The following is a 23,628-nucleotide window of genomic DNA, read 5'->3' on the forward strand; positions in this document are numbered from 1 at the left end:
CCGGATGAGGCCCGGACCGCCAGTGGGCGGGTTGTGGCCGGTTGTGGATGGGTTGCCGAGCATGGCTCGGCACTACCTACCTGCGCGTGACCGCTTCGGCGTCGGCCGCATCAACCAGCGGCTTCAACTCGGCATCCAGCGCCACGCGCTCGTCGAACACGAAACAGCGGCCCGCATACCCTTCCCCGCCCACCGCTTCGAAGTAGCCCAGGATGCCGCCGTCCAGCTGCAGCACGTTGTCCATGCCGTCGTTGCGCATCCACAGCGCGGCCTTTTCGCAGCGGATGCCGCCGGTGCAGAAGCTGACCACGGTGCTGTCGCGCAGGGCCTCGCGGTGCGGGGCAAGCGCGTCGGGCAGGTCGGTGAACTTGGTGATCGGCAGCACCAGCGCATCCTCGAACGTGCCGTATTCGATTTCCTGGGTGTTGCGGGTGTCCAGCATCACCACCGGCTTGCCCGCATCGTCGTGGCCCTGACGCAGCCAGCGCTGCACGGTGGCCGGATCGACCGACGGCGCGCGCGGATAGGCCAGCGGCTGGCCGTCATCGATGCGGAAGCTGATGATTTCCGGCTTGACCTTGGCCTTGAGCCGGGCGAACGGCTGCATCTGGCTGTAGCTGGTCTTGACCCGCAGGTCGGCAAAACGCGGGTCGGCCCGCAGCGCGGCGTAGAAGCCGTCGATGCCCGGCGCGCTGCCGGCCAGGAACAGGTTGATGCCCTCGCCCGCGACCAGAATGGTGCCACGCAGGCCCGCGGCGGTTGCCCGCTCCAGCAGGGTCGCGCACAGCGCGTCCGGGTCGGTGATGGGGGTGAAGTGGTAGGCGGCGGTGTTGGCGATCATCGGCCCATTATAAATCGCGCCGGCCGCAGCGCCCGGCCCACTGCCGGCGGTGGTTCAGCCGCGCAGCAGCACGAACGGCAGCAGCACCAGCGCCGCCGCCGCCACCATGCCCAGCAGCATCGCCACCACGAACAGCGGTCGACGCTGCAGCAGGCTGGCGAAGGTTTCGGCGGTGCCATCACGCAGCGCGGCCTCCCGTTCGGCGCGCACGCGCACGCCGCGGGCCTCCTGGTAGGGCGCCATCAGCGCCTTGGCGCGCGGCAGGTCCTCATTGTCGCGGATCCAGATGCCGCCCCAGGAAATGCCCCACGGGCTGGGGTCGGTGCGGTAATGGGCGATGCCCGCCTGGTCCAGCAGGGCGGTCACGTCCTGGATTTCATCGTCCGCGACGTTGCGCAGGTTGAGCAGCAGTTTCGACATGCCCCATGATAGCGCCCGGCGATGCGCTACCCTTGCGTCCCGTTTTTGCGATCCGGAGCCGCCATGCGTCGCCTGTCCTCCTACCTGCTTGCTCCCTTGGCACTGCTGGCGCTCGCCGGCTGCACCCCGCCTGGCCCGCCGCCGGGTGGCAGCATCGCCCAGTTCGAGAAGATCGATACCCAGCCGGGCACCGGTGCCGAGGCCACGCCCGGCAGCAAGGTGACCGTGCATTACACCGGCTGGATCTACGACGAGCGCGCCGCCGACAAGCACGGCGACAAGTTCGACAGCTCGGTCGACCGCGGCGAACCCTTCACCTTCAACCTTGGCGCGGGCCAGGTCATCAAGGGCTGGGACGAAGGCTTTGCCGGCATGAAGGTGGGCGGCAAGCGCACCCTGATGATCCCGGCCGAGTATGGCTACGGCGACCGTGGTGCCGGCCCGATCCGCCCGGGTTCTTCGCTGGTGTTCGATGTCGAGCTGCTCGACGTCACGCCGAACTGAGTCTGCCGCATGCGTAGTCCAGACACCGCGGCGCGACGCGTGGCGATCATCGGCGGTGGCCCGGCCGGGCTGATGGCCGCCGAAACCGTGCGCGCGGCCGGCCACCACGTCGATGTGTATGAGGCCAAAGGGTCGCCGGGACGCAAGTTCCTGATCGCCGGCAAGGGCGGTTTGAACCTGACGCATTCCGATCCGCAGGATCTGTTCGTGTCGCGCTACCGCGAGCGCGCGGCCGAGGTGGGTGCATGGCTGGCCGATTTCGACGGGCCGGCGCTGCGCGAGTGGGCGCGCGGGTTCGGCGTGGACACCTACGTGGGCAGCTCGGGCCGGGTGTTCCCGGTCGACCGCAAGGCCGCCCCGCTGCTGCGCGGCTGGGTGCGACGCCTGAAGGAACAGGGCGTGCGCCTGCATGTGCAGCACCGCTGGACCGGCTGGCGGGACGATGGCGCGCTGCGCTTCGACACGCCCGACGGCAAGGTCGGCGCACACGCCGATGCGGTGGTGCTGGCGATGGGCGGCGGCAGTTGGCCCGAGCTGGGTTCCGACGCCGCGTGGGTGGCGCCGCTGGCCGCGCGTGGCGTGGATATCGCCCCCCTGCAGCCGGCCAACTGCGGCTTCGACATCGACTGGACCGCCTACTTCCGTGAACGCCAGGCGGGCGCCCCGTTGAAGCCGGTGGTGGCCTACTGGACCGCACTGGACGGCCAGCCCCGGTCGCAGCAGGGCGAGTGCGTGATCAGTGCCGACGGCATCGAAGGCAGCCTGGTCTACGCGATGGCCGCCGACCTGCGCGACACCCTCGCCCGCGACGGACAGGTGCAACTGCACCTGGACCTGCTGCCGGGCCAGACCGAAGCGCAGGTGCTGGACAAGCTGCAGCGTCCGCGCCAGGGCCGCAGTTTCGGCGAGCACCTGCGTCGCCAACTGGGCCTGGGCGGGGTCAAGTCGGCGCTGCTGTTCGAAATACTGGGCAAGGACGCCGGGCAATTGCCGGCGCCGCGCATCGCCGCCGCGCTCAAGCGCCTGCCGGTCCCGCTGCTGCGCCCGCGTCCGATCGCCGAGGTGATCAGCAGCGCCGGCGGCGTGCGGCTGGAAGCGCTCGATGCGCAGTTGATGCTGCGGGATCTGCCGGGCACCTTCTGCGCCGGGGAGATGCTGGACTGGGAGGCGCCGACCGGTGGCTATCTGCTGACCGCGTGCTATGCGAGCGGATTGCGTGCGGGACGTGGGGTAATCGAATACCTGCGGAAGCTGTGACCGGTAGTGCCGGCCGCTGGCCGGCGCTTTCGGGCATTACCCGCGTTGCATGCGTACCGAGGCCAGGGCGACGCCGCTGGGGTGCGGGTAGCTTTCTTCGCGCAGGGGCTTGAATCCGGCCCGTAGGTAAAACGGTACCGCGTTGAGCGAGGCCGACAGCAGCAGCGGGCGGGTCGGATCGGCCAGTACCTGCAGCGCGTGCATCAGCACGCTGCCGATGCCACGGCCGCCGCAGTCGGGGTCGACGAACAACGCATCGATCTCGTTGCCCTGCTGATCGATCACGCCGTAGCCCAGCAGCGTGCCCGCATCGTCTTCGGCGACGATGCAGCCGCCCTGCCCGATCAGATCACGGTAATGCGCCGGCGGCGGCGAGGCGGCCCACGGCGCGATCACCTCGGGCGGATAGGCTGCGCTGCACAGTTCGCGCACGCAGCGCGTGCGCAGCACCCACAGGGCATCGGCCTCCTCGGGGCGTCCACGCCGCACGGTCGGGCCCTGCCCGGTGGCAGGCGCCTCCTGTGGCGGTCGGATCGCACCGGCCATCAGCGCGACTTGCTCGTGCGCAGCGCCTGGATCCGCGCCGGCGGCTGGAACGAGTCACTGCGCGCATCGCCCCAGTAATCATGGAACACGGCGTGGTCGGGCACCTGCCGCAGCAGCTCGCCCGGACTCAGGTAACGGTACAGCGAGGCCAGCGAGCGGATCTCCACCGGCGACACCCGCCGCAGGATGTGCTCGGGTCCCAGCTCGGACGGGTGGTTCAGGCCGGCCGCGCACAGCAGGTCGCGCAGCGCGCGCACGGTGTTGTCGTGGTAGCTGTGCACACGGGTGGCCTTGTCCGTGGCATCGAGGTGACGCCAGCGGTTCGGGTTCTGGGTGGCGATACCGGTCGGGCACTTGTCGGTGTGGCAGCTCAGCGACTGGATGCAGCCCAGCGCGAACATGAAGCCACGCCCGGCGTTGCACCAGTCCGCGCCGAGCGCGATGGTGCGGGCGATCTCGAACGCGCTGGTGACCTTGCCCGCCGCGCCGATCCTGATGCGCTCGCGCAGGTCCAGCCCGACCAGGGTGTTATGCACCAGCAGCAGCGCTTCGTGCATCGGCACGCCGACATGGTCGACGAACTCGGCCGGGGCCGCGCCGGTGCCGCCTTCGGCGCCATCGACCACGATGAAGTCCGGCAGCAGCCCGGTTTCCTGCATGGCCTTGGCAATGCCGAACCACTCCCAGGGGTGGCCGATGGCCAGTTTGAAGCCGACCGGCTTGCCCCCGGAAAGCTCGCGCAGCCGCGCCACGAACTGCAGCAGCTCCACCGGGGTATTGAACGCGGAATGCTTGGACGGCGACACACACTCCACGCCCATCGGCACACCGCGGGTGATCGCGATTTCCGCGCTGACCTTGGCTGCCGGAAGCACCCCGCCATGGCCGGGCTTGGCGCCCTGCGACAGCTTGATCTCGATCATCTTGACCTGGTCATGGGTGGCGTTGGCGACGAACTTCTCTTCGCTGAAACGCCCGTCATCGCCACGGCAACCGAAGTAGCCCGAGCCGATTTCCCAGACCAGATCACCGCCCATTTCGCGGTGATACGGCGAAATCGAGCCTTCGCCGGTGTCATGGTAGAAACTGCCACGCCGCGCGCCTTCGTTGAGCGCGCGGATCGCATTGGCCGACAGCGAGCCGAAACTCATCGCCGAAATATTGAACACGCTGGCCGAATACGGCTTGGCGCAGTTGGGCCCGATCAGCACGCGGAAATCGCTGTGTGCGATCTCGGTCGGCGCCAGCGAATGGTTGATCCATTCGTAGTCCACCGCATAGGTGCTGCGCAGCGTGCCGAACGGCACCACGTCCATTTCATTCTTGGAGCGCTGGTAGATCAGCGCGCGTTGCTGGCGCGAGAACGGCACGTCCTCCAGATCGCTCTGCACGAAGTACTGGCGGATCTCCGGACCGATCGATTCCAGCCCATAGCGGAAGTGCGCCATCACCGGGTAGTTGCGGCGCAACGTGCTGCGCTTCTGCAGCAGATCCCAGGTGCCCAGAATCGCGAGCGCGGCGGTCACGCCCACCCCCCAGTACCACGCCGGCCAGATCGTGGCCAGCCACAGGCACACGGGAAACAGCAGGATGGCGAGCATGTAAACCAGATAACGATGCATGGCTTTCCTCGATCAATAACGCGTTCGAGTCTACAACCGGCCGTCCACCACGTCCCGCGGCCATACCGATTTGACGTCATAGACCACGCCGCCGGGCGTGAGCAGGGCACGGATGGCGGTGGCGTCGAACGCCCGGAACTGTTCGTGCGCCACCGCCAGCACCACCGCGTCGAACGCGCCGGGTTCGGCCCGCTCCACCCAGTGCACGCCACTGCCGGCCAGCGCCGCCGGGCCCACCCAGGGGTCCTGCACGTCCACGTGCGCACCGCTGGCCTGCAGCGTCTGTGCCAGTTCCAGCGCGCGGCTGTTGCGCAGATCCGGGCAGTTTTCCTTGAACGTCACCCCGAGCACCAGGATGCGTGCGTCGGCCGGTGCCTTGCCGCGCTCGGCCAGCAGGTCCAGCACCCGCTGCGCCACGTGCGCGCCGACCCGGTTGTTGACCTGGCGGGCGGTGTGGATCAGATCGGGGTGATAGCCCACGCTCTCGGACTTGTGCAGCAGGTAGTAAGGGTCCACGCCGATGCAGTGGCCGCCGACCAGGCCGGGCCGGAACGGCAGGAAATTCCACTTGCTCCCCGCCGCGTCGAGCACGTCCTGGGTATCGATGCCGAGCCGGTCGAAGATCAGCGCCAGCTCGTTGACCAGGGCGATGTTGACGTCGCGCTGGATGTTTTCGATCACCTTGGCCGCTTCGGCCACGCGGATCGACGGTGCTGGCCAGGTGCCGGCGGTGATGATGCCGGCGTACAACGCATCGACCACCGCAGCGACCTCGGCGGTGGAGCCGGAGGTGATCTTGCGGATGTCCGCCAGGCGCCGCTGGCGATCACCCGGATTGATCCGCTCCGGGCTGTAGCCGCAGTAGAAATCCTCGTTGAAGCGCAGGCCGGACCCCGCTTCCAGCAACGGCACGCACACTTCCTCGGTCGTGCCCGGGTACACGGTGGATTCGTAGATGACCAGATCACCCGGCTTGAGCACGCCGGCAATCAGCGTGGAGGCACTGCGCAGCGGCGCCAGATCGGGCTGTTCGAAAGCATCGATCGGGGTCGGCACGGTCACGATGTACACGTTGCATCCAGCCAGCTCGGCAGGATCGTCGCTGTAGCGCGCCTGCACCGCCGCCGCCAGTTCGTGGGCTTCGGTCTCCAGAGTGTGGTCGTGGCCGCGCTGCAGTTCCAGCACGCGCGCGCGATCGATGTCGTAGCCCAGCGTGGGTTGACGGCGCCCGAAGGCAACGGTCAGCGGCAGGCCGACGTACCCCAGGCCGATCACCGCGATGCGTGCCTGTACGGCAGCGCCCACCGCAGCGCCCATCAGCTCTGGCTCCGCGCGGGGCGGGTTCGGACAAGGGAACGCAACAGGCGGGAAGAACTCATGGAGGGGGCGACGCCAGGGAACGAGTAATGCAAGCCTAACGCGGGAGTGCCGCCGCCACAAAGAACAAAGCCGCCGCCCGCGGAGAGTACGGACGACGGCCAACAAGTGGTCCAGCTGCGGTTACTACCCTTTCAGAACAGCCTGACGGAATTTCCGCAGGACCGGTCACAGCTGGTAGGAAGATAGTAGGCAACCACTCGTGAGTATCGTGTTACGAGGACAGAATCCTTCCGTTACGAGCCCAGCATCACCGCCGCCGGCTCCAGCTCACCGGAAACACCGGTCCACAATTCGAGCAGTCGCGCAAAGCCGACCGGGCCCTGGTCATGGGCCGGTGCTGCCACGCTGAAATCCTCCCACGGCCGTTCGATCATGCCGGTGAGCACAACCGGCTCGATCGCGGCGGAGGCCATTGTCCAGCGCGGGAAATGCCGCGTCGCCACCGCGCCCCGCGCCAGCTCGCGCAGGTAAAGATGGCTGCGCGCATTGACCACCCGCTGGTAGACCGAATCGACGCCGTCTTCGGGTCCTTCGAAGTACTGCAGGAAACGGGTGCCGTCGAACATCAGCACCCCGGTGACGCCGGCCACCTTGTTGAAACTGGATGCCGCCATCAGGATCCGATCGATATCCGACGCTTGGATCCCCTCGAAAGCGACACTGGTATAGGCGATCGCACGCAAAGGCATGCAGGTGTAGCCCCCTGTTGACTGCCCTGACTATGCCACGAACCTGTACGCCTAGATAGATGAAAACTGTGCGCGCCAGCACACGCCGACCTGCGTCCGGATGCCGCAGGCTCAGGGTGCTTCAACCCGGTATCCGGCCTGCTCCAGACGGGCCAGATAGCCACCGGGCTGCACGAGCGAATGCACCGGGACGACCGCGAACGTGGTCGCGTTGCGGCCCAGTGCCGCGCGCGCCATCTGCAGCCATTTGTCGGCCGCCTGCTGCTCCACGCCCGCCAGCCCGCGGCGTCGGCCGAACTCGCTGTCGGCCACCGCCCCGACACACGCGTCGTACTGGCTCTGCACCGCCAGCCGCTGCAGCGCCTCGGTGTCGCCCATCGACCAGGCATTGGCGCGTTCCACCAGCAGCGGCAGCTGGTGCTCCACCACGTCCAGCGTGCGCTGGAAGCACTGCACGTCCTGCAACGTGCTGGCGCGCACTTCCTTCAGGGCCTGGCGCGGATCATCGACCTTGATCACCACCCGGGTCACCACCGGCTTCAACCCGCGCGACTTGTAGGCCTTTTCCAGGATGGCCGATACCGGCGTGCCGCGGCCGAGCCCGACCGACTTCAACGCCTCGGCATACAAGCGGGTCGCCGCGACCAGCGGACGGTCCTTTTCCACCCCGCCATCGCGCCCCAGATAGCGCTGCTTGAGTGGCAGCCAGCGGGCATACAGCGGTGCCGGCAGGATCTCCTCGAGCCGTCGTCCCTGCGGATCGTGCGCGGCTTTCATGGCCGAGGGCAACAAGGTCAGGCCCTTGAACAAACCGACATCGGCATCGACAGTCCAGCCCGGCGCGCCGAGCACTTCGCCGGCGCTGGCGATCACCGCCTGGACCTCGTCGGCGCGCCACTCAAGCTTGGCCGGTAGCGGCGATACCGTGCCCAGAATCCACAGCACGTGCCCGTCGGCGGCGCTCACCTTCCACATGCCCGGTCCGGGTTGTACGCCGGACACCACCACCGGCGCCAGGTCGACCACCGTCGGCGGCGCACCGTGGGGCGGCGCCTGCGCCTGTACACCCGCCGCGCACAGCATCGCTGCGGCCAACACGCCTGCCATCCCTGTCCGTGCCTTGCTCGCCATGCTGCCGTTGCCTGTGTCGGGGTCGAGCGCAGCCTACGGGGACGCGCGCGCGGCTGCGTAAAGTTTGCGTTTGGCCGCCGCACGCATAATGCAGCGACCGGTCACAAGGAGAATGCCCATCGATACCCTGCGCAATGCCGAGGCCCTGGCCCGCCGCGCCCACGCCAGCCAGATCGACAAGGCCGGCCAGCCCTACATCGGCCATGTCGCCCGCGTGGCGGCCCGCGTGCGGGGGGACACCGACGCCGAGGCGGTGGCCTGGCTGCACGATGTGGTCGAAGACTGCCCTGCGTTCGCTGCGGAAGTGGGCGCGTTCCCGGCGCACATCCGTGCGGCGGTGCGTTGCCTGACCCGGCGCGAGGACCTGCCGGCGGAGGACTACTACGCCGCCATCCGCGCCAACCCGCTGGCGTTGAAGGTCAAGCTGGCCGACATCGCCGACAACAGCGACCCGGCGCGCCTTCGCTACCTTGCGGCCGACGTGCAGCAACGGCTGGCCGACAAGTACGCCCACGCACTGCGGGCACTGGGCGCCGCGCCGCCGTCCGTGCCGGTCTGACTGCCGCCCGGCACGGTGGCGCGCGCCGTCATCGCCAGGCCGGCGCGTCCCGGTAAGGCTCTTCGAAGGGACGGAAATCCTGCTCGGCCAACGCGCCCGCCACCCACTGCTGTACGCCCGGCAAGGCCCGCACCGCATCCAGGTAACGCTGCACGCGCGGCGTGACCGGCAACGCATAAGTTGCCAGGCGCATCACCACCGGTGCGAAGAACGCATCGGCGATGCTGAAACGATCGAACAACAGCGCACCGTCATGCCGCGCCAGCAGGCCCTCCCACAGCGACTGCAGCCGCTGCAGATCTTCCACCACCGCTGGTTGCTCACGCAGCACGCGTGCGCCAACCTCGGGCAGGCCAGCCTCGATGTTCATCGGGAAGTACTGGCGCAACGCACCGAAGCCGCTGTGCATCTGCGCGCAGACGCTGCGTGCGTGGGCGCGCTCGGCCACCGCTTGCGGCCACAGGTGCGTGTCCGGGAAACGTTCGGCCAGGTACTCGGCGATCGCCAGCGTGTCCCACACCACCAGATCGCCCTCCACCAGCACCGGCACCGTGGCCGCGGGCGACAGCGCCGTGGCCTGGCGCTTGAACTGCGAATCCGGATCGAAACTGTCGAAGCGCAGCAACACTTCATCGAACGCGATCCCGGCCTGGGTCATCAGCACCCATGGGCGCATCGACCAGGACGAGTAGTTCTTGTTGCCGATGTAGAGGGTGAGCATGGCGGTCGCTGCGTGGCCAGGAGGGAACCACCATGCTAGCGGCAAACATCGCCGCGGTTACGTCACACCGATGGTGCCCGGAGCCGGAATCGAACCGGCATGGAGTTGCCTCCGGCGGATTTTAAGTCCGATGCGTCTACCAGTTTCGCCATCCGGGCCACGGCGCGCATAGGGTGCCTGATCCGGCCCGATTTGGGAATGCAACGGCTCAGGGGTCGGGCATGCTCACCTGCGAGGGGTCGTCCGGGTGGTAGAGGATGCGGGCCCGTTCGCGTGGCACGCGGCCCAGGTCCAGCAGGCTGAAAACCTTGCGCACGGTGGCGGCATGCGTGCGGCCCTGGCGGTCCTCGAACGCCAGGCTGAATTCGAACTGCGGTCGCTGGTTGATCTCGGTGCCGGTCTCGCGGACCTGCACGACCCGGGCCTCGGTGCCGATCCCGCGGTAATTCAAGGCCTCGGCGCGGCGATCGATCCCGACCACGCGGGTGAACAGCCACCCCAGCAGCAGGTAGAAACACAGGCTCGCGGGCATGACGATCAGCGGGTGCCACAGTTGCAGGAAGGTCCATCCCTGCCCCTGGCCCTGGTCGCGCCACGACCACGCGTAATACCCCAGCAACAGCGCCAGCAGCAGCACCCCGATCACGCCGCGGCGGATCACCCGGGCATGGTCCACTTCGGGCATCGCCGCTTCCAGCAGCAGATTCGGGTACCGCCCGGGATCGTCGCTGAGCAGCGCGTCGACGGTATTGCCCACGGCAAAACGCTGCAGCTGCGGCTTGCTGTCCACGGCGAGCATCTCGTCCTGGATCGGCGTACCCGACAGGTTGTCGAAGGCCAGGGTCAGATTCCACACCGGCCAACCGCGCATCTGCCGTCCGGTGTCCTGCGCGTTGACCACGCGCGCGCGCCGGCGGATCGCCGCGCGCTGGATCGCGTGCGAACGCGCCCGCGCTCGGAACGGCGCGACCAGCAGCGTCCACACGTACGCCCACGCCGGCACGGCCCACAGCGCAATCGACAGCGCCAGCAACAGCCAGCCCCAGCGCGGTGCTACCCGGTCGACGTCGTCCACCGGATAGCCGAGGCCGTAGTAGAGGATGCACGGGAACGCGATCGCAAAGAACAGCAGGTAGGCCGCCCAGAAAAACAGCATCTTCTTCATCCACCGCTCCGCTCATCGAGGCCAGCGGAGCGTACTACAGCCGCGTGTCCGTCCCGATGACGCGTGCTCAGATGGCCCGCGAGTACCGCACCGGCTGGTCCGGGCGCGCCAGGTAGCGGTCGAAGCACATCGCCAGCAGGCGCAACAGCGGTCGGCCGCGTTCGGTGCTGCGCACCACGCCGTCGACATGCTCGGCCAGGCCATCGCGCTGCAGGGCATCGAGCCGGTGCAGCGCATCGGCGAAGTAGTCGTCGAAGTCCACGCCGTGGCGCCGGGCCAGCGCGCGACCGTCCACTTCCCCGTGGCACATCAGCTCGCCGATCAGCTCGGCGCGCAGCACATCGTCGGCATCCAGCTGCAGGCCGCGCCAGACCGGCAGCCGTCCACCATCCACCGCCGCCTCCCAGCCCGGCAGGTCGCGCGGGTTCTGGCTGTAGCTGTCACCGATGTGGCTGATCGCGCTGGCGCCCAGCCCGACCAGGTCGGTATCGGCATGGGTGGTGTAACCCATGAAATTGCGATGCAGCTGGCCCGCGCGCTGCGCCTGCGAGAGGTCTTCGTCGGGCAGCGCGAAGTGGTCCATGCCCACGTACTGGTAGCCGGCCAGCGACAGCCGGCGCACCGCCAGACCCAGCAGGGCCAGCTTCTGTTCGGGACTGGGCAGTGCCTCGTCGGGGATCTGCCGCTGTGCCTTGAACAGCTGCGGCAGGTGCGCATAGCCATAGATGGCCAGGCGGTCCGGGCGCTCGCGCAGCACCGTTTCCAGGGTCTGCGCGAAGCCGGCCAGGGTCTGGTGCGGCAGACCGTAGATGAGATCCACGTTGACCGAGCGCATCCCGTAATCGCGGCAGGCGCGCAGGATGTCCAGTGTCTGCTCCACGCCCTGCTCGCGGTTGATCGCGCGCTGCACCACCGGATCGAAATCCTGGATGCCCAGGCTGGCGCGGTTGAAGCCAAGCTCGGCAAGCGTGGCGATATCGGCGCGGCTGACGAAGCGCGGGTCCAGTTCGATCGAGAAATCGCGGCTGGCCGCGCTGCTGAAGCCGAACCGCTGGCGCAGGCCGTCGACCAGCTCGCGCAGCTGCGCGGCGGGCAGGAAGTTGGGGGTGCCACCGCCCAGGTGCAGCTGGATCACCTCACGCGAGGCATCGAACAACGGTGCGATCTGGTCCGCTTCGCTGAGCACGCGCGCAACATAGGCCACGCCCCTGCCGTGGTCGCGGGTGATCACCCGGTTGCAGCCGCAGTAGAAACACGGGCTGCTGCAGTACGGCACGTGCACATACAACGACAACGGACGGGCGCCGGCGTTGCTGGCGCTGATCGCCGCCCGCAGCTGGTGTTCGCCGAAGCCATCATGGAAATGCGGCGCGGTCGGATAGGAGGTGTAGCGCGGGCCGGGCCGGTCGTGGCGACGCAGCAGTTCCGGGTCGAAGTGCCAGGCAAGCCCGGCGGCGGCAGGCGAGATCGTGTCCATGCCTGCAAGCTTGCGCGCGTATCCCGGCGCGCGCATTGCGCCAGATCAATCCAGCCGCGACGCCCCGACCACGGGCAGCTGTGGCCAGCGCAGCATCTGGAAGCGGCGCCAGAAGGTATCGGCGATGCGCGCGGCGACATCGTCGGCCAGGCGCTGCATCGGCGGATTGCCGCATTCGGCGGTGGTCTGCCGGAACAACGCCAGCCACCGGTCGAACAGATCGCGGTCCAGCTCGTCCATGGCCATGTGCTTGGGCATCGGCGCGCCGCTGAAGCGACGGGTGCCACGCAGCATCGCCGACCAGAAATCGACCAGCTGCGCCAGGTGCGCATCCCAGTCGTCCACGCGCGCGGCGAACACCGGGGCCAGCCGGGGTTCGTCGCGCACGCGCGCATAGAAGTCGTGCACCAGCCGGGTCACCTGCTGTTCGCTGCACAGCGCCAGCGAAGGCGTGGGCAGCGGGGAGGGGGATGGATCGGGCATGGCATTCCTCGACGGCCGATGGTGCGCAGCATGCGCGCAGGGGCCGCGCAGCGGCTTGATCAGGATCAATGTCGGGGTGGATCGCGCGCCCTAGTCTGTGCGTACAGACAGGCGCCGCGCACCCGGTTCATGACGGCCCGGAGTATAGCCGCGCCCTGCCCCTCCCTCCTGACCGTGGCTGCAATGACCGACCTGCACGACCCGCCCGAGGCCAGCCGGCGCCGGCTGCTCATTCAGCACTGCGGCGCCATCCTGTGGCCCAGTTTCGTCGCCGCCGGCCTGGCCAGCATGGTGTTCTTCGCCTTTGTCGATCCGCTGCGGTTGCGTGACATCAGCTTCCCGCAGCACGCAATCAGCCGCGAGCTCGGCTATACGCTGGGATTCTTCATGTTCTGGGCGGTGACCGCTGCAGCCAGCAGCGTCACCTGGTACCTGTTGCGGCCGCTGCGCCGCAACGACGACGATGTGCCACTGGGCTGACCATGCCCAGCCGCCTCCACCTGCATGTGGTCCCGCCGTCTGCAGCGCCGCTGCCGCGTCCGCGCGCTGCGCTGCGCTGGCGCGCGCTGCTCTGGTCCGCGCTGCTGGCCGGGTTCTATCTGCTGCCGTGGCTGCGCTGGGAGGGCCGCCAGGCGCTGTTGTTGGATCTGCCGAACCGGCGCTTCGACCTGTTTGGACTGACCCTGTGGCCACAGGACCTGGGCGTGCTGCTCGGGCTGCTGGCGGTCCTGGCCGTCGGCCTGATGCTGCTGACCAACGTCGCGGGACGGGTCTGGTGCGGCTACGGCTGCCCGCAGACGCTGTGGAGCGGCATGTTCGGCTGGATCGAGCGCAGCAGCGCCCGGCACCTGCGTCGGCCAGCGCTGGCGCGCGCGGTGAAGCACCTGGCCTGGGCGCTGCTGGCACTGTGGACCGGGGTGACCTTCGTGGGCCTGTTCAGTCCCATCCATGACCTGGTCGCGGGCCTGTGGCCACCGGCATGGCGTGGCTGGCAGACGTTCTGGGTGATGTTCTATGCGCTGGCCACGTGGGGCAATGCCGGCTTCCTGCGCGAGCAGGTGTGCATCGACCTGTGCCCGTATGCGCGGCTCTGCCCGAGCCTGTGCGACGCCGATACGCCGCAGGTGCACTACGACGCACGCCGCGGCGAACCGCGTGGCCCGCGTGCCCCCGGACAGGGCGGGGTGATCCAGCGCGGGCGCGGCCTGCTCGATCCGGTCAGTGCCAGCGACTACGCCTTCCGCGCCGCGCATCCGGCCCTGGCCGGACCGATGCCGAACTTTCCCGAGGATCGTCTGGGCGATTGCGTGAACTGTGATGCCTGCGTGGCGGTCTGCCCGATGGCACTGGATATCCGCAGCGGGCCGCACCCCGATTGCATCGCCTGCGGCGCCTGCGTGGATGCCTGCGACGCGCAGATGCGCGCATGGCACTTCCCGACCGGGCTGATCCGCCCTGCCAGCCCCAATGGGGTACAGCAACACGCACGCCGCTGGCTGCGGCCGCGCACGCTGGCAGCGCTGGGCACCCTGCTGGTGCTGCTGGGTATCGGTGTGCTTCGGTTGTAGACCGCCAGACCCCCGCTCCCCGCCTGCCATCGATCGACGGCACCGGTCCCCCAACCGGTATCAGCGCGCGCGCGTGGTACGCGGCGGCACCATCTGCGCCCGCCGGACAATGCCGAGCTGCTCGATGATCAACGCCAGTTCGTTGGTGACCTGGGTACGACTGCGGCCCTTGGGCACCAGCCGTTCCAGCACCTGTTGATAGGTCGTCCAGAATTCCGGGCCGCAGCCATGCTTGCTGTAACTGGCTTCCAGCTCGGTGCGCACGCCATCAGCCAAGTCATGTACGCCGTATTGCATACGACCTCCCTTGGACTTGCCCCGCAGTGGAGACGAGCAACCACCCTGTTTGCAGCCTGCCGCGCAAAAACAACAAAGACAGCGAAGGATTCACTTGCATTTCACCCAAAATTTGCACGGTCTTCGCGCCAAGTCAACCGGCACACGGATCCGGGCAGCGGCGTCGCTGAACCGTTCACTCAACCTGCATCCCCCGAGGCAGGCAGCATGCGCCGTACTTGCTGACAACGTGATGTCAGTAGACCGCTGCAGGCGCAGCGATTCAAGCCCTTGCGACAACCGGTCGCAAGGGCAGCGCGGTCATTTCCGGCGGCGGCTGGCCGGCCGGACCACCGGATGGCTCAGGATGCCATCCGCCAGGCGCCGTAGAGGCCGATGGCGATCCCCACCAGCAGCAGTATCCAGACCAGCGGATTGAAGCGCTTGAGTGCCTTGCCCAGCACCAGCGAGAACCCGATGCCTGCCAGCCCGATCAACAACCAGATCACCCCGCTCACATTGCTGGGCGAATCCCAGAACGAACCGGGTACACCGGCGGCGGCGAACAACAGGGCCAGAGCCATGACAGAACCTCACAGGACAATCGATGCCCATCTTGGGCAGGCCATCGTCCTGAACGGGTGAAGGCCCCGACCGCCCACTGCTGCGATCAGCCGACGGCCTGCGCCTGCGGGGACACGCCGAACAAACGGGTCACCAGCGTCCGCAACTGCTCAAGTGCGCTGCCCGCGCCCGGACCGTCGTCCAGGCGACGCGAGAAGCCCGTCCAGTCGCCGATCGCCAACTGCTGGATCAGGCCAGCCTCGACGGCCAGCCAGCGCATGCCCCAATAAGGGAAGCTGCGCTCCGACACGGAGCCGCGGTTCAACTCGACGATGGCCTGGTGGCTGCGGGCGTGCAGGATGCGTTCGTGCACGGCGGCGATCCCATCCTCCGGCCCCTCGAAGTACTGCAGGAAGCGTTCACCATCGAACAGCAGCACGCCGGTGACCCCGGCCACGGCATTGAAGCGGGCCGCGTCCTCGACCAGCGCATCCAGACCGGCAGCCGACAAGCCGGCGGACGCCTCGCTGATGTAGGCGATCGCACGAAGAGGCATGGGCTTGATCCTGAAAATGACGCGTCATGCTGTCACTTTCAGCCACCTGAATAAAGTGCGCGGCTGAACAATTCATCATTTCAGCGGGGCAAACGCGCCAGCGTACGCTGCAGGATTTTCGGCTTGTCGAGGCTGGGTCGGAAACGCAGAAAGCCCGCTTTCGCGGGCTTTGAGCGTGTTTCGATCTGGAGGCCTGGACGGGAATCGAACCCATCTCAACGGATTTGCAGTCCGGTGCATAACCACTCTGCCACCAGGCCGGTGACCTTACCGCTTACCGGGACATCATACCCCGATAAAACAAGACCCCGAGAACGGGGCCTGGTCTGGATTTGGAGCGGGAAACGAGACTCGAACTCGCGACCTCAACCTTGGCAAGGTTGCGCTCTACCAACTGAGCTATTCCCGCAAAATCAGGCGCGTATCTTACCGAAACCACCGATAGCACACCAGCCTTTTCACACTTTTTTTCACATCCCAACGGCTAGGCCGCTCGGGACGCCCGCGTGCCACCGCGGAGAAAAACAAGGCCCCGAAGGGGCCCTGTCGAAATCTGGAGCGGGAAACGAGACTCGAACTCGCGACCTCAACCTTGGCAAGGTTGCGCTCTACCAACTGAGCTATTCCCGCAGACTTTCGCTTGCCCCGACCGCACCGCACCGTGAGGCGCTGGAGGCTGTCGGCCCATCGACCTGCGTCGAAGGAGCGCTATTGTGTCGGGATTCCTTCACGCCGTCAACAGCCGTGTTCAGCAGAAAGGACCCGCATCGGGAGATGCCTGCCGCGGCGATCGATTGCACGCACCGCCGGTGAGCAACGCGCCGTGCCGCAGGCGGACAGCCGCCCCGGCCGGCCCGGCCATTACGCGCCCACCCGCATGCCACGCCGATGGAAGTACACCTGCTCGGCCATCCGTCGCATCGCACCGGACCGCAACGCCGCATTGAGCGGCCAGTCCATCTGCAGGTGATCCATCGCCCAGCGCATCAGCCGCTTGCGACGGAACGCGGGGGCAGCCTGCCGCGCGACGGTTTCCGCCGGCGGTCCCTTGCCACGCAAGTGCAGCCCCGCCGCGTCGCCGACCGCCCAGCCATGTCGCCACGAGGAATGGATACCGCCGGCCGACAACGGCGAGACGATCCCGGCCGCATCGCCGGTAAGGATCACGCCGGAGGCGGTTATCGGTCCGTCCGGCAGCCCGCACGGCACCAGCCCCGCACGCGTGGCGCTGGGCCGTGCCGAAGTCGGCAGGCCGACCACGCTGCCCACGTGCTGGAGGAAGCCGGCCAGGTCCGGTTGCCGCGCGTTGGCCGCATCGTGGCGCAACGCCAGGCCTACCTGCACGCCGGTGGGATTCTGTGCCACCCAACCGATGTAGCCCGGGGCGAAGCGCTTGCTGGCAAAGCAGTGCAGCGCGCCGGCTTCGGCAAGCTGCACGCCGGCAAATTCCTGCTCGACGCCGTAGAGGTTGTCCCGCACCCGGCCCAGTCCGGTGCGCTGGGCAACGCGCGAGGTCGCGCCGTCGGCGCCGATCAGGTAACGCGTCCGCCCTGCCCCCTCGACCTGCCAGCCGTTGCCGTCACGCTGCGCCTGGGTGAACGCCTGCCCCAGCCGCAGCGCCACGCCGTTGCCGCGCAGTTCGGCAGACAACCAGCGCAGCAGGTTGGGCGTGTCGGTGGTCATGAAGTAGTACCCGGGCGCGGCCAGCAGCACGCTGCGCAGGTTCGGCGCGTACAGACGCACGCGCTCCACGCGCTGCAGCAGTTCGGCGGGCGCGCGTCCGAGCCAGGTCTGTTCGATCGCCTCCTTCACGATGATGCCGGTGGTATGCAGGCGCGCGCCGGGATCGGCCTTGCGCTCCAGCACGCACACGCGCAGCCCGTACTGCGCGGCGGCCAGTGCACAGGCCGCGCCGGCGAAGCTGGCGCCGATCACGACAAGGTCCCAGTCGTAGGCGGAAGAAGAAATGTCCATGCGTATGCCGTCCTGCGGAAGCGAGGGGCACAGGATCCGGGCGGCCGGCGGGGAGGCCATGAAGTGCCGGTGAAGTGGGTATGAAGCGTGCAGCCGGCCCTCGGCGTGGCCATGTAACAATCCAGGGCATGACGCTTGGCCTGCCCACGATCTCCCGCTACCCCCTCGCTGCGCGGTTCGGCGGCAGGGTCATCGGCTGTGTGACGACGAACGTGGTCTCCAACGCAATGATGATGCTGTCGCGTGGACACCCCCTGCCCTGGATTCGATCGTCAGGAGCTACGCAGCTGGTGCAGCGCCCGCACAGGAGGAGGTCGATGAAAACCACCCTGCGGGCCATCCTCGTCGCCGCCGGGCTGTTGCTGGGCGCGGCCGCATCGGCAGCGCCCGCATCGTTCGCGCTGCCGCACGCTGCACGGCTTGAAATTACCGTGGGCGATCGCCCCGGCGCACGCCTGCGCTCGGCATCGCGAAACAGCGCGTTGACCCTGGATGCGTCGTTGCGCCGCTTGATCGGGCGATCGACGGTTCTGATCCCGGCCAGCAACAGCGGTTTCGTGCTCGACACGCGCCCGGCCACGGTGCTGTATGTGCGGGTACCGTCCAATCCTTCCCGGCCGACGGGTTACTGCGGCGCGGGGACCGAAGACTATCTGGCGCTGCTGACCATCGAGGGCAACCGCGTGATACTGCTCGATCGGCTGCTGGTACAGAGTTGCCTGGACACGCTTGAACTGGGCGGCGAACTGGACGCGCCTTCGGGCAACGCGACGACGCTGCCGTTTCCGTGGGTGGCACGCCTGCCGGGGTCCGCACTGGAGGCAACGCAAGCGCGCTGCGTGCGCGTTGCGCAGGACAGGTTGGTAGTGGACGACTGCAACAGGATGGACGTCAGCCAGAAACCGTGAGGGCCAACAGCAGAAACGAAAAAAGCGACCCGAAGGTCGCTTTTTTCGTTGCACCACGCGGCGATGGATTGCCGGTGGAGACCGTATCTGGAGCGGGAAACGAGACTCGAACTCGCGACCTCAACCTTGGCAAGGTTGCGCTCTACCAACTGAGCTATTCCCGCTTGGGAGGCGAAATTCTACAACCAAATGCGCAGGTGTCAACAGCCCTCAGCCATTCTTTCTCGCGCGTGCGTTTTCACGCGCCGCACGTTCGTCCTCGCGCAGGCTCGGCCATGCCGCGTGCAGGTACTGCAGGCCGGAGAACAGGGTCAGGATCGAGGCGATCGCCAGGGTCCAATCACCAATGTGGAACACCGGGATGCCCATCCAGATCTCGTTCATCGGCGTATGCGGGGCTACCGAATAGAGCAGGCAAAGCAGCGCCACCATCTGCGCGGTGGTCTTGACCTTGCCGATCAATGCCACGCGCACCTTGGCGCGCTGGCCGATCTCGGCCATCCATTCGCGCAGTGCCGAAACCGCGATTTCACGGCCGACGATCACCGCCGCCCACACCGCCATCCACGCGGTGGGATGCCCCTGCACGATCAGGAACAGCGCCACGGCCACCATCAGCTTGTCGGCGACCGGATCCAGGAACGCACCGAAGGCCGACGCCAGGTCGTAGCGGCGTGCGATCCAGCCATCCAGCCAGTCGGTGATCGCGGCTAGGCCGAAGATCGCCGCGGAGGCGAAATTGGTCCATTTGTAGGGGAGGTAGAACACCAGTACCAGCACCGGGATCATCAGGATCCGCAGCAAGGTCAGCCAGGTGGGGAGGGTCAACTTCATCGCATCTCTCTACTCGCCCGCCGCGTCGGGCGTGGGCAGTCCATGAAGGTTAGCGTAGATGCGCGCAGCGAGGGCGTCATTGATGCCCTCCACTTTCGCGATTTCCGCTTCGCCGGCGGCCTTGAGCCCGACCAGGCCGCCAAAATGCTTGAGCAGGCTGGCGCGACGCCGTGGGCCGATGCCGGCGATATCTTCCAGCTTGCTGGTCATGCGCGCCTTCTGGCGGCGTCCGCGGTGGCCGGTGATGGCGAAGCGATGGGCTTCGTCGCGGACCTGCTGGATGAACTGCAGGGCCGGTGAAGCCGCCCCCGGACGCAGTTCGCGGCCATCGGGCAGCACCAGCGCCTCGTGCCCTGCCCTGCGCTCCACGCCCTTGGCCACGCCCACCAGCATCACCCCTTCCACGCCCAGGTCGGCCAGGGCCGCCTGCGCCTGGCCCAGCTGGCCGGCGCCGCCGTCGATCAGCAGCAGGTCCGGGAGCACGCCGTCTTCTTCCACCGCGCGGCGGAAACGGCGCTCGATGGCCTGGCGCATCGCGGCGTAGTCGTCGCCCGGCTCGATCCCACTGATGTTGAAACGGCGGTACTGGCTGCGTACCGGCCCGCTGGCATCGAACACCACGCACGAGGCCACGGTGGCTTCGCCCATGGTGTGGCTGATATCGAAGCACTCCACGCGCTTGACCTGCTCGGCCAGGCCGAGCATCTGTCGCAGGTCTTCGCTGCGCGCGTGCTGCGCGCTGCGGCTGGTCAACTCACTGACCAGCGTGATCTGCGCGTTGCGACTGGCCAGCTCGACATAGCCGGCGCGCTCGCCGCGCACGTTCCACTTCAACTGCACCTTGTATTCGGCCGAGGCCGACAGCGCCGATTCGATCAGGCTGGCGTCGGGGATCTCGCGGTCGAGCAGGATCTCGCGCGGCGGCGAGTGCTCCACGTAATACTGAGAGACGAAGGCGGCCAGCACTTCCTCGGCGCTTTCCTCGCCGTTGGTGCGCGGGTAGAACGGGCGCGTGCCGAGGTTGCGGCCGTCACGGAAGGCCAGCAGCATCACGCATGCATTGGCGCCCTGGGTGGCGCAGGCCAGCACGTCCAGATCAGCGGCACGGCCGTCCACGTATTGACGGGTCTGCATGCTGCGCAACGCGGTGACCAGGTCGCGCAGACGCGCGGCCTGCTCGAATTCCAGCGCTTCGCTGGCCGCCTGCATCTGCGTGCCCAGTTCGCGCGCGAGCTGGTCGCTCTTGCCTTCCAGGAACATCGACGCGCGGCGTACCGATTCGGCGTAGTCCTCGGCGCTGACCAAGTCCACGCAGGGCGCGCTGCAGCGGCCGATCTGGTATTGCAGGCACGGCCGCGAGCGGTTGCGGAACACGCTGTCCTCGCAGCTGCGCAGCTTGAACAGCTTGTGCATGAGATTGAGCGTGTCGCGCACGGCGGTCACGCCCGGATACGGGCCGTAGTAGCGTCCCGGCACCGCGCGCGGACCGCGATGCAGCGCGATGCGCGGCCAGTCCTCGCGGGTCAGCAGCACCTGCGGATAGGTCTTGTCGTCGCGCAGGGACACGTTGTAGCGCGGTGACAGCGACTTGATCAGCTGGTTTTCCAGCAGCAGTGCTTCGGCCTCCGAACGGGTCACGGTCACGTCCATGCGCGCGACCTGCGACAGCATCGACATGATCCGGGTGGTCTTGGGCGTGCCGTTGAAGTAACTGCCCACGCGATTGCGCAGCGCACGCGCCTTGCCGACGTACAGCAGGCTGTCGTCGGCGGCGTACATGCGGTAGACGCCGGGCGCGGTACTCAGGTGGGCCGCGAATGCCTTGCCATCGAAGGCCGGAGCGGTGGAAGCGGTCATTCGGTGATCGGCACGTCGCTCAGTACGCCGCTGACCGGGTCGAAACGCAGCACGGCATGCGCGTCGGTCTCGGCGATCCACACCGCCCCACCGCCCAGCGCCAGACCGGCCGGGCCATGCAGGCGACGCGGCAGTTCCAGCGTACTCAGTTCACCGCCGCCCAGGCGCAGCGTGCGCAGGCGCCCGTTGCCGGCATCGGCGATCCACAGCAGCGGCGCATCCGGGCTCAACGCGATGGCCTGCGGATACTGCAGCTGCGCCAGCGCGCGCGGGCCGTCCTGCTCGCCGAACGACCACATGCCCTGTCCGACCAGGGTCTGCACCAGATCGCCACGCAGCTGCATGGCACGGATCGACGAGCCTAGCGCGTCGCAGACGTACAGCACCTGCTGCACGGCGGCCAGCGAGGTCGGCTGGGCGAAGGCGGCGACATGGCCGCTGCCGTCGCGCTCCTCGATGGCACCGGAGCCGGCGCGCCACTTCAGGCTGCGCTGGCCAAGGTGATAGCTCCAGATGCGGTTGTCGCCGGCCATGGCGATGTGGATCTGGTTGTCGGCCACCGCCAGCCCCTGCGGGTGGTTCAAGGCCGCCTGGCGCGGCTGCTCGACCACGCCTTCGGTCGGCTCGCCGGGGCGGCCCGTGCCGCACAGCGTATCGACCTGGCCGCTGAGCAGATGGATGCGGCGCAGGGCGTGGTTGCCGGTGTCGGCCACGTACAGCCACTCGCGCTCCAGGGCCAGCCCCTGCGGACGGTGGAAGGCCGCCTCGCCGGGGCCGCCGTCCATGAAGTCGGCGGTGCCCAGCCCGAACTGGCGCAGCACGCGACCGCCGTGGCTGCACTCGAGGACGCGGTGATGGCCACTGTCGGCGATGTACAGACGTTCGGTAGTGACCACCAGCGCGGTCGGGAACAGCAGCGGCAGGCGCGGCTCGGGATGCAGTTCGCGGGCCCGCGACAGATCGTTGTCGGCCACGCGCGCGCCGTCTTCGCACAGCGCGTTCAGCGCCCGATCAAGCTCACCGCCGAAACCGACCAGGCGATCGCGTTCGCGGCCCTGCGCATCGAGCAGCACCAGCGTCGGCCACGCGGTCACGTTGAAGCGGCGCCAGCCATCCCAGTCCCCATCCAGCAGCACCGGGGCAGTCACGCCCTGGCGGCGCAGCAGCTTCAGCGCCTGCTCCGGGTCGCGCTCGCAGTCGAACCGCGGCACCTGCAGGATCAGCAACTGCAGCTTGCCGGGGTTGCGCGACTGCCACTGGGCCAGCTCGGCCAGGCGCTGGGCGCACCACACCGAGGCGGCATTGACGAAGGCCAGCACCACCGGCCGGCCGCGCAGCTCGGTCAGCGTGGTGGGTGGCGCGTTGAGCCACGTGGCAAATTCAGGCAGGTCCTGGACAGGCTGTACGTTCATGCCCCGATTATGCCGGAGTCGGCGTCATGCAATCGTCGTGCCGCGCCAGAATTGCGGCGGCCGGTGCCCCAGGCCCCGCCCGGCCGTGCGCTTACGGGTGCGCGGCCAGCCAGGCCTCGGCCCGGGCCAGGTCCTCGGGGGTGTCGATGCCCGGCGGGAACGCCGCCGGGGTCAACGCCACACTGATCCGGTGACCGGCCTCCAGCGCGCGCAGCTGCTCGAGCGATTCCAGCTGTTCCAGCGTGCCCGGCGGCAGCGCCGCGAACTGGCGCAGGAAGCCGGCGCGATAACCGTAGATGCCGATGTGGCGCAGCCAGTGCGCACCGGACAGGCTGTCGCGCGTGCGTGCGAACGCGTCGCGGTGCCACGGAATCGGCGCGCGGCTGAAGTACAGCGCATCCAGGTTCTGCTTGCGCACGACCTTGACCACGTTCGGGTCGAACAGGCTCTCGGCATCTTCCACCGGCGTCGCCAGCGTCGACATCTCCGCCCCGCTGCAGACCAGTGCCTCGGCCACAGCGAGGATGCCTTCGGCCGGCGCAAACGGTTCGTCGCCCTGCAGGTTGACCACCACCGTGTCATCGCTCCAGCCGGCCTGCGCCGCACATTCGGCGAGGCGATCGGTACCGGAGGCGTGGTCGGCCGAGGTCATCGCCACGCGCACGCTGGACAGGCCCTGCAGCGCATCGGCGATGCGCGCGTCATCGGTGGCCACCCACACCTCACGCGCGCCGGCCAGCAGCGCGCGCTGTGCCACGCGCAGCACCAGCGGCTCCCCGCCGAGCAGGCGCAGTGGCTTGCCTGGCAGTCGGGACGCGGCGAAACGGGCCGGAATGGCAACGACGAAATCGACGGATTGGCTCATGCGGAAACTCTCGGCAGGC

Annotated in this window: 25 protein-coding genes and 5 tRNA genes; 6 read left to right on the forward strand and 24 right to left on the reverse strand. The window is 68.1% G+C overall.

The features are described 5' to 3' along the window. Positions 1 to 76: 76 nt before the first annotated feature. A complete protein-coding gene (locus tag RTO53_RS02525) occupies positions 77 to 841 on the reverse strand; it encodes a sulfurtransferase (protein ID WP_312236312.1) in 765 nt (254 codons plus the stop codon). A 54-nt stretch (positions 842 to 895) separates the two neighbouring features. Beyond that, positions 896 to 1,261, reverse strand: a complete 366-nt coding sequence (locus tag RTO53_RS02530; protein WP_312236313.1) for a DUF6164 family protein — start codon at positions 1,259 to 1,261, stop codon at positions 896 to 898. A gap of 63 nt (positions 1,262 to 1,324) precedes the next feature. Between RTO53_RS02530 and RTO53_RS02535 the strand changes: the two genes are divergently transcribed. Then, complete coding sequence (locus tag RTO53_RS02535; protein WP_312236314.1) at positions 1,325 to 1,765, forward strand: FKBP-type peptidyl-prolyl cis-trans isomerase; 441 nt, start codon at positions 1,325 to 1,327, stop codon at positions 1,763 to 1,765. Positions 1,766 to 1,774: 9 nt separating this feature from the next. Next, positions 1,775 to 3,022 carry a TIGR03862 family flavoprotein gene (locus RTO53_RS02540; protein WP_312236315.1) on the forward strand — a complete coding sequence of 416 codons (1,248 nt, stop codon included), beginning with the start codon at positions 1,775 to 1,777 and terminating at the stop codon, positions 3,020 to 3,022. A 36-nt stretch (positions 3,023 to 3,058) separates the two neighbouring features. Here RTO53_RS02540 and RTO53_RS02545 read toward each other — a convergent pair whose 3' ends face one another. The 5 genes from RTO53_RS02545 to RTO53_RS02565 all read right to left on the reverse strand — a co-directional run bounded on the left by RTO53_RS02545 (position 3,059) and on the right by RTO53_RS02565 (position 8,366). Continuing rightward, the gene (locus RTO53_RS02545) at positions 3,059 to 3,568 is read right to left on the reverse strand and encodes a GNAT family N-acetyltransferase (protein WP_312236316.1); all 510 of its coding nucleotides are present in this window, start codon (positions 3,566 to 3,568) and stop codon (positions 3,059 to 3,061) included. Further along, positions 3,568 to 5,190 carry an FMN-binding glutamate synthase family protein gene (locus RTO53_RS02550; RefSeq protein WP_312236317.1) on the reverse strand — a complete coding sequence of 541 codons (1,623 nt, stop codon included), beginning with the start codon at positions 5,188 to 5,190 and terminating at the stop codon, positions 3,568 to 3,570. Before RTO53_RS02550 ends, RTO53_RS02545 begins: the two co-directional genes overlap by 1 nt. 30 nt (positions 5,191 to 5,220) lie before the next feature. Then, complete coding sequence (locus RTO53_RS02555; RefSeq protein WP_312236318.1) at positions 5,221 to 6,507, reverse strand: nucleotide sugar dehydrogenase; 1,287 nt, start codon at positions 6,505 to 6,507, stop codon at positions 5,221 to 5,223. 296 nt (positions 6,508 to 6,803) lie between these two features. Next, positions 6,804 to 7,259, reverse strand: a complete 456-nt coding sequence (locus tag RTO53_RS02560; RefSeq protein WP_312236319.1) for a BLUF domain-containing protein — start codon at positions 7,257 to 7,259, stop codon at positions 6,804 to 6,806. A 111-nt stretch (positions 7,260 to 7,370) separates the two neighbouring features. Continuing rightward, on the reverse strand, positions 7,371 to 8,366 hold the full coding sequence (locus RTO53_RS02565) for a TraB/GumN family protein (RefSeq protein WP_312236320.1): 996 nt from the start codon (positions 8,364 to 8,366) through the stop codon (positions 7,371 to 7,373). 136 nt (positions 8,367 to 8,502) lie between these two features. Here RTO53_RS02565 and RTO53_RS02570 point away from each other — a divergent pair, with 136 nt between their 5' ends. Continuing rightward, the gene (locus RTO53_RS02570) at positions 8,503 to 8,949 is read left to right on the forward strand and encodes a phosphohydrolase (protein ID WP_312236321.1); all 447 of its coding nucleotides are present in this window, start codon (positions 8,503 to 8,505) and stop codon (positions 8,947 to 8,949) included. A gap of 28 nt (positions 8,950 to 8,977) precedes the next feature. Here RTO53_RS02570 and RTO53_RS02575 read toward each other — a convergent pair whose 3' ends face one another. From RTO53_RS02575 to RTO53_RS02595, 5 genes are all read right to left on the reverse strand, one after another. After that, positions 8,978 to 9,670, reverse strand: a complete 693-nt coding sequence (locus tag RTO53_RS02575) for a glutathione S-transferase family protein (protein ID WP_312236322.1) — start codon at positions 9,668 to 9,670, stop codon at positions 8,978 to 8,980. A gap of 71 nt (positions 9,671 to 9,741) precedes the next feature. Further along, positions 9,742 to 9,828, reverse strand: a tRNA-Leu gene (locus RTO53_RS02580). A gap of 50 nt (positions 9,829 to 9,878) precedes the next feature. After that, positions 9,879 to 10,835, reverse strand: a complete 957-nt coding sequence (locus RTO53_RS02585; RefSeq protein ID WP_312236323.1) for a hypothetical protein — start codon at positions 10,833 to 10,835, stop codon at positions 9,879 to 9,881. A gap of 67 nt (positions 10,836 to 10,902) precedes the next feature. Beyond that, the gene (gene hemN, locus RTO53_RS02590; RefSeq protein WP_312236324.1) at positions 10,903 to 12,312 is read right to left on the reverse strand and encodes an oxygen-independent coproporphyrinogen III oxidase; all 1,410 of its coding nucleotides are present in this window, start codon (positions 12,310 to 12,312) and stop codon (positions 10,903 to 10,905) included. A 45-nt stretch (positions 12,313 to 12,357) separates the two neighbouring features. After that, on the reverse strand, positions 12,358 to 12,795 hold the full coding sequence (locus RTO53_RS02595; protein WP_312236325.1) for a group III truncated hemoglobin: 438 nt from the start codon (positions 12,793 to 12,795) through the stop codon (positions 12,358 to 12,360). Positions 12,796 to 12,978: 183 nt separating this feature from the next. Here RTO53_RS02595 and RTO53_RS02600 point away from each other — a divergent pair, with 183 nt between their 5' ends. Then, positions 12,979 to 13,275 carry a hypothetical protein gene (locus RTO53_RS02600; protein ID WP_312236326.1) on the forward strand — a complete coding sequence of 99 codons (297 nt, stop codon included), beginning with the start codon at positions 12,979 to 12,981 and terminating at the stop codon, positions 13,273 to 13,275. Positions 13,276 to 13,277: 2 nt separating this feature from the next. After that, positions 13,278 to 14,363 carry a 4Fe-4S dicluster domain-containing protein gene (locus tag RTO53_RS02605; protein ID WP_312236327.1) on the forward strand — a complete coding sequence of 362 codons (1,086 nt, stop codon included), beginning with the start codon at positions 13,278 to 13,280 and terminating at the stop codon, positions 14,361 to 14,363. Between the two features lie 60 nt (positions 14,364 to 14,423). Here the strand turns inward: RTO53_RS02605 and RTO53_RS02610 are convergent, their stop codons facing one another. The 7 genes from RTO53_RS02610 to RTO53_RS02640 all read right to left on the reverse strand — a co-directional run bounded on the left by RTO53_RS02610 (position 14,424) and on the right by RTO53_RS02640 (position 17,733). Further along, a complete protein-coding gene (locus RTO53_RS02610) occupies positions 14,424 to 14,660 on the reverse strand; it encodes a hypothetical protein (RefSeq protein ID WP_312236328.1) in 237 nt (78 codons plus the stop codon). 341 nt (positions 14,661 to 15,001) lie between these two features. Further along, positions 15,002 to 15,223 carry a hypothetical protein gene (locus RTO53_RS02615; protein ID WP_312236329.1) on the reverse strand — a complete coding sequence of 74 codons (222 nt, stop codon included), beginning with the start codon at positions 15,221 to 15,223 and terminating at the stop codon, positions 15,002 to 15,004. A gap of 86 nt (positions 15,224 to 15,309) precedes the next feature. Next, on the reverse strand, positions 15,310 to 15,759 hold the full coding sequence (locus RTO53_RS02620; protein WP_312236330.1) for a BLUF domain-containing protein: 450 nt from the start codon (positions 15,757 to 15,759) through the stop codon (positions 15,310 to 15,312). A gap of 186 nt (positions 15,760 to 15,945) precedes the next feature. Further along, positions 15,946 to 16,019 (reverse strand) — tRNA-Cys (locus RTO53_RS02625). A gap of 73 nt (positions 16,020 to 16,092) precedes the next feature. Beyond that, a tRNA-Gly gene (locus RTO53_RS02630) sits at positions 16,093 to 16,168 on the reverse strand. Between the two features lie 145 nt (positions 16,169 to 16,313). Then, positions 16,314 to 16,389: transfer RNA gene (locus RTO53_RS02635), tRNA-Gly, on the reverse strand. Positions 16,390 to 16,620: 231 nt separating this feature from the next. Further along, the gene (locus RTO53_RS02640) at positions 16,621 to 17,733 is read right to left on the reverse strand and encodes an NAD(P)/FAD-dependent oxidoreductase (protein ID WP_312236331.1); all 1,113 of its coding nucleotides are present in this window, start codon (positions 17,731 to 17,733) and stop codon (positions 16,621 to 16,623) included. A gap of 317 nt (positions 17,734 to 18,050) precedes the next feature. Here RTO53_RS02640 and RTO53_RS02645 point away from each other — a divergent pair, with 317 nt between their 5' ends. Beyond that, entirely contained in the window at positions 18,051 to 18,641 is a 591-nt protein-coding gene (locus RTO53_RS02645; protein WP_312236332.1) for a hypothetical protein, read from the forward strand. A gap of 88 nt (positions 18,642 to 18,729) precedes the next feature. Here the strand turns inward: RTO53_RS02645 and RTO53_RS02650 are convergent. The 5 genes from RTO53_RS02650 to kdsB form a co-directional block, all read right to left on the reverse strand. Further along, positions 18,730 to 18,805: transfer RNA gene (locus tag RTO53_RS02650), tRNA-Gly, on the reverse strand. 46 nt (positions 18,806 to 18,851) lie between these two features. Next, positions 18,852 to 19,475, reverse strand: coding sequence for a CDP-diacylglycerol--glycerol-3-phosphate 3-phosphatidyltransferase (pgsA, locus tag RTO53_RS02655; RefSeq protein WP_312236333.1), 624 nt, complete (start codon positions 19,473 to 19,475; stop codon positions 18,852 to 18,854). 9 nt (positions 19,476 to 19,484) lie between these two features. Further along, positions 19,485 to 21,332 (reverse strand): excinuclease ABC subunit UvrC, encoded by a 1,848-nt coding sequence (gene uvrC, locus RTO53_RS02660; protein WP_312236334.1) that lies wholly within the window; start codon positions 21,330 to 21,332, stop codon positions 19,485 to 19,487. After that, a complete protein-coding gene (locus tag RTO53_RS02665; RefSeq protein WP_312236335.1) occupies positions 21,329 to 22,744 on the reverse strand; it encodes a hypothetical protein in 1,416 nt (471 codons plus the stop codon). Before RTO53_RS02665 ends, uvrC begins: the two co-directional genes overlap by 4 nt. Before the next feature lie 91 nt (positions 22,745 to 22,835). After that, positions 22,836 to 23,609, reverse strand: coding sequence for a 3-deoxy-manno-octulosonate cytidylyltransferase (kdsB, locus tag RTO53_RS02670; RefSeq protein WP_312236336.1), 774 nt, complete (start codon positions 23,607 to 23,609; stop codon positions 22,836 to 22,838). Between the last annotated feature and the right edge of the window lie 19 nt (positions 23,610 to 23,628).

The organism is Stenotrophomonas sp. (assembly GCF_031995405.1).
GTDB lineage: Bacteria > Pseudomonadota > Gammaproteobacteria > Xanthomonadales > Xanthomonadaceae > Stenotrophomonas.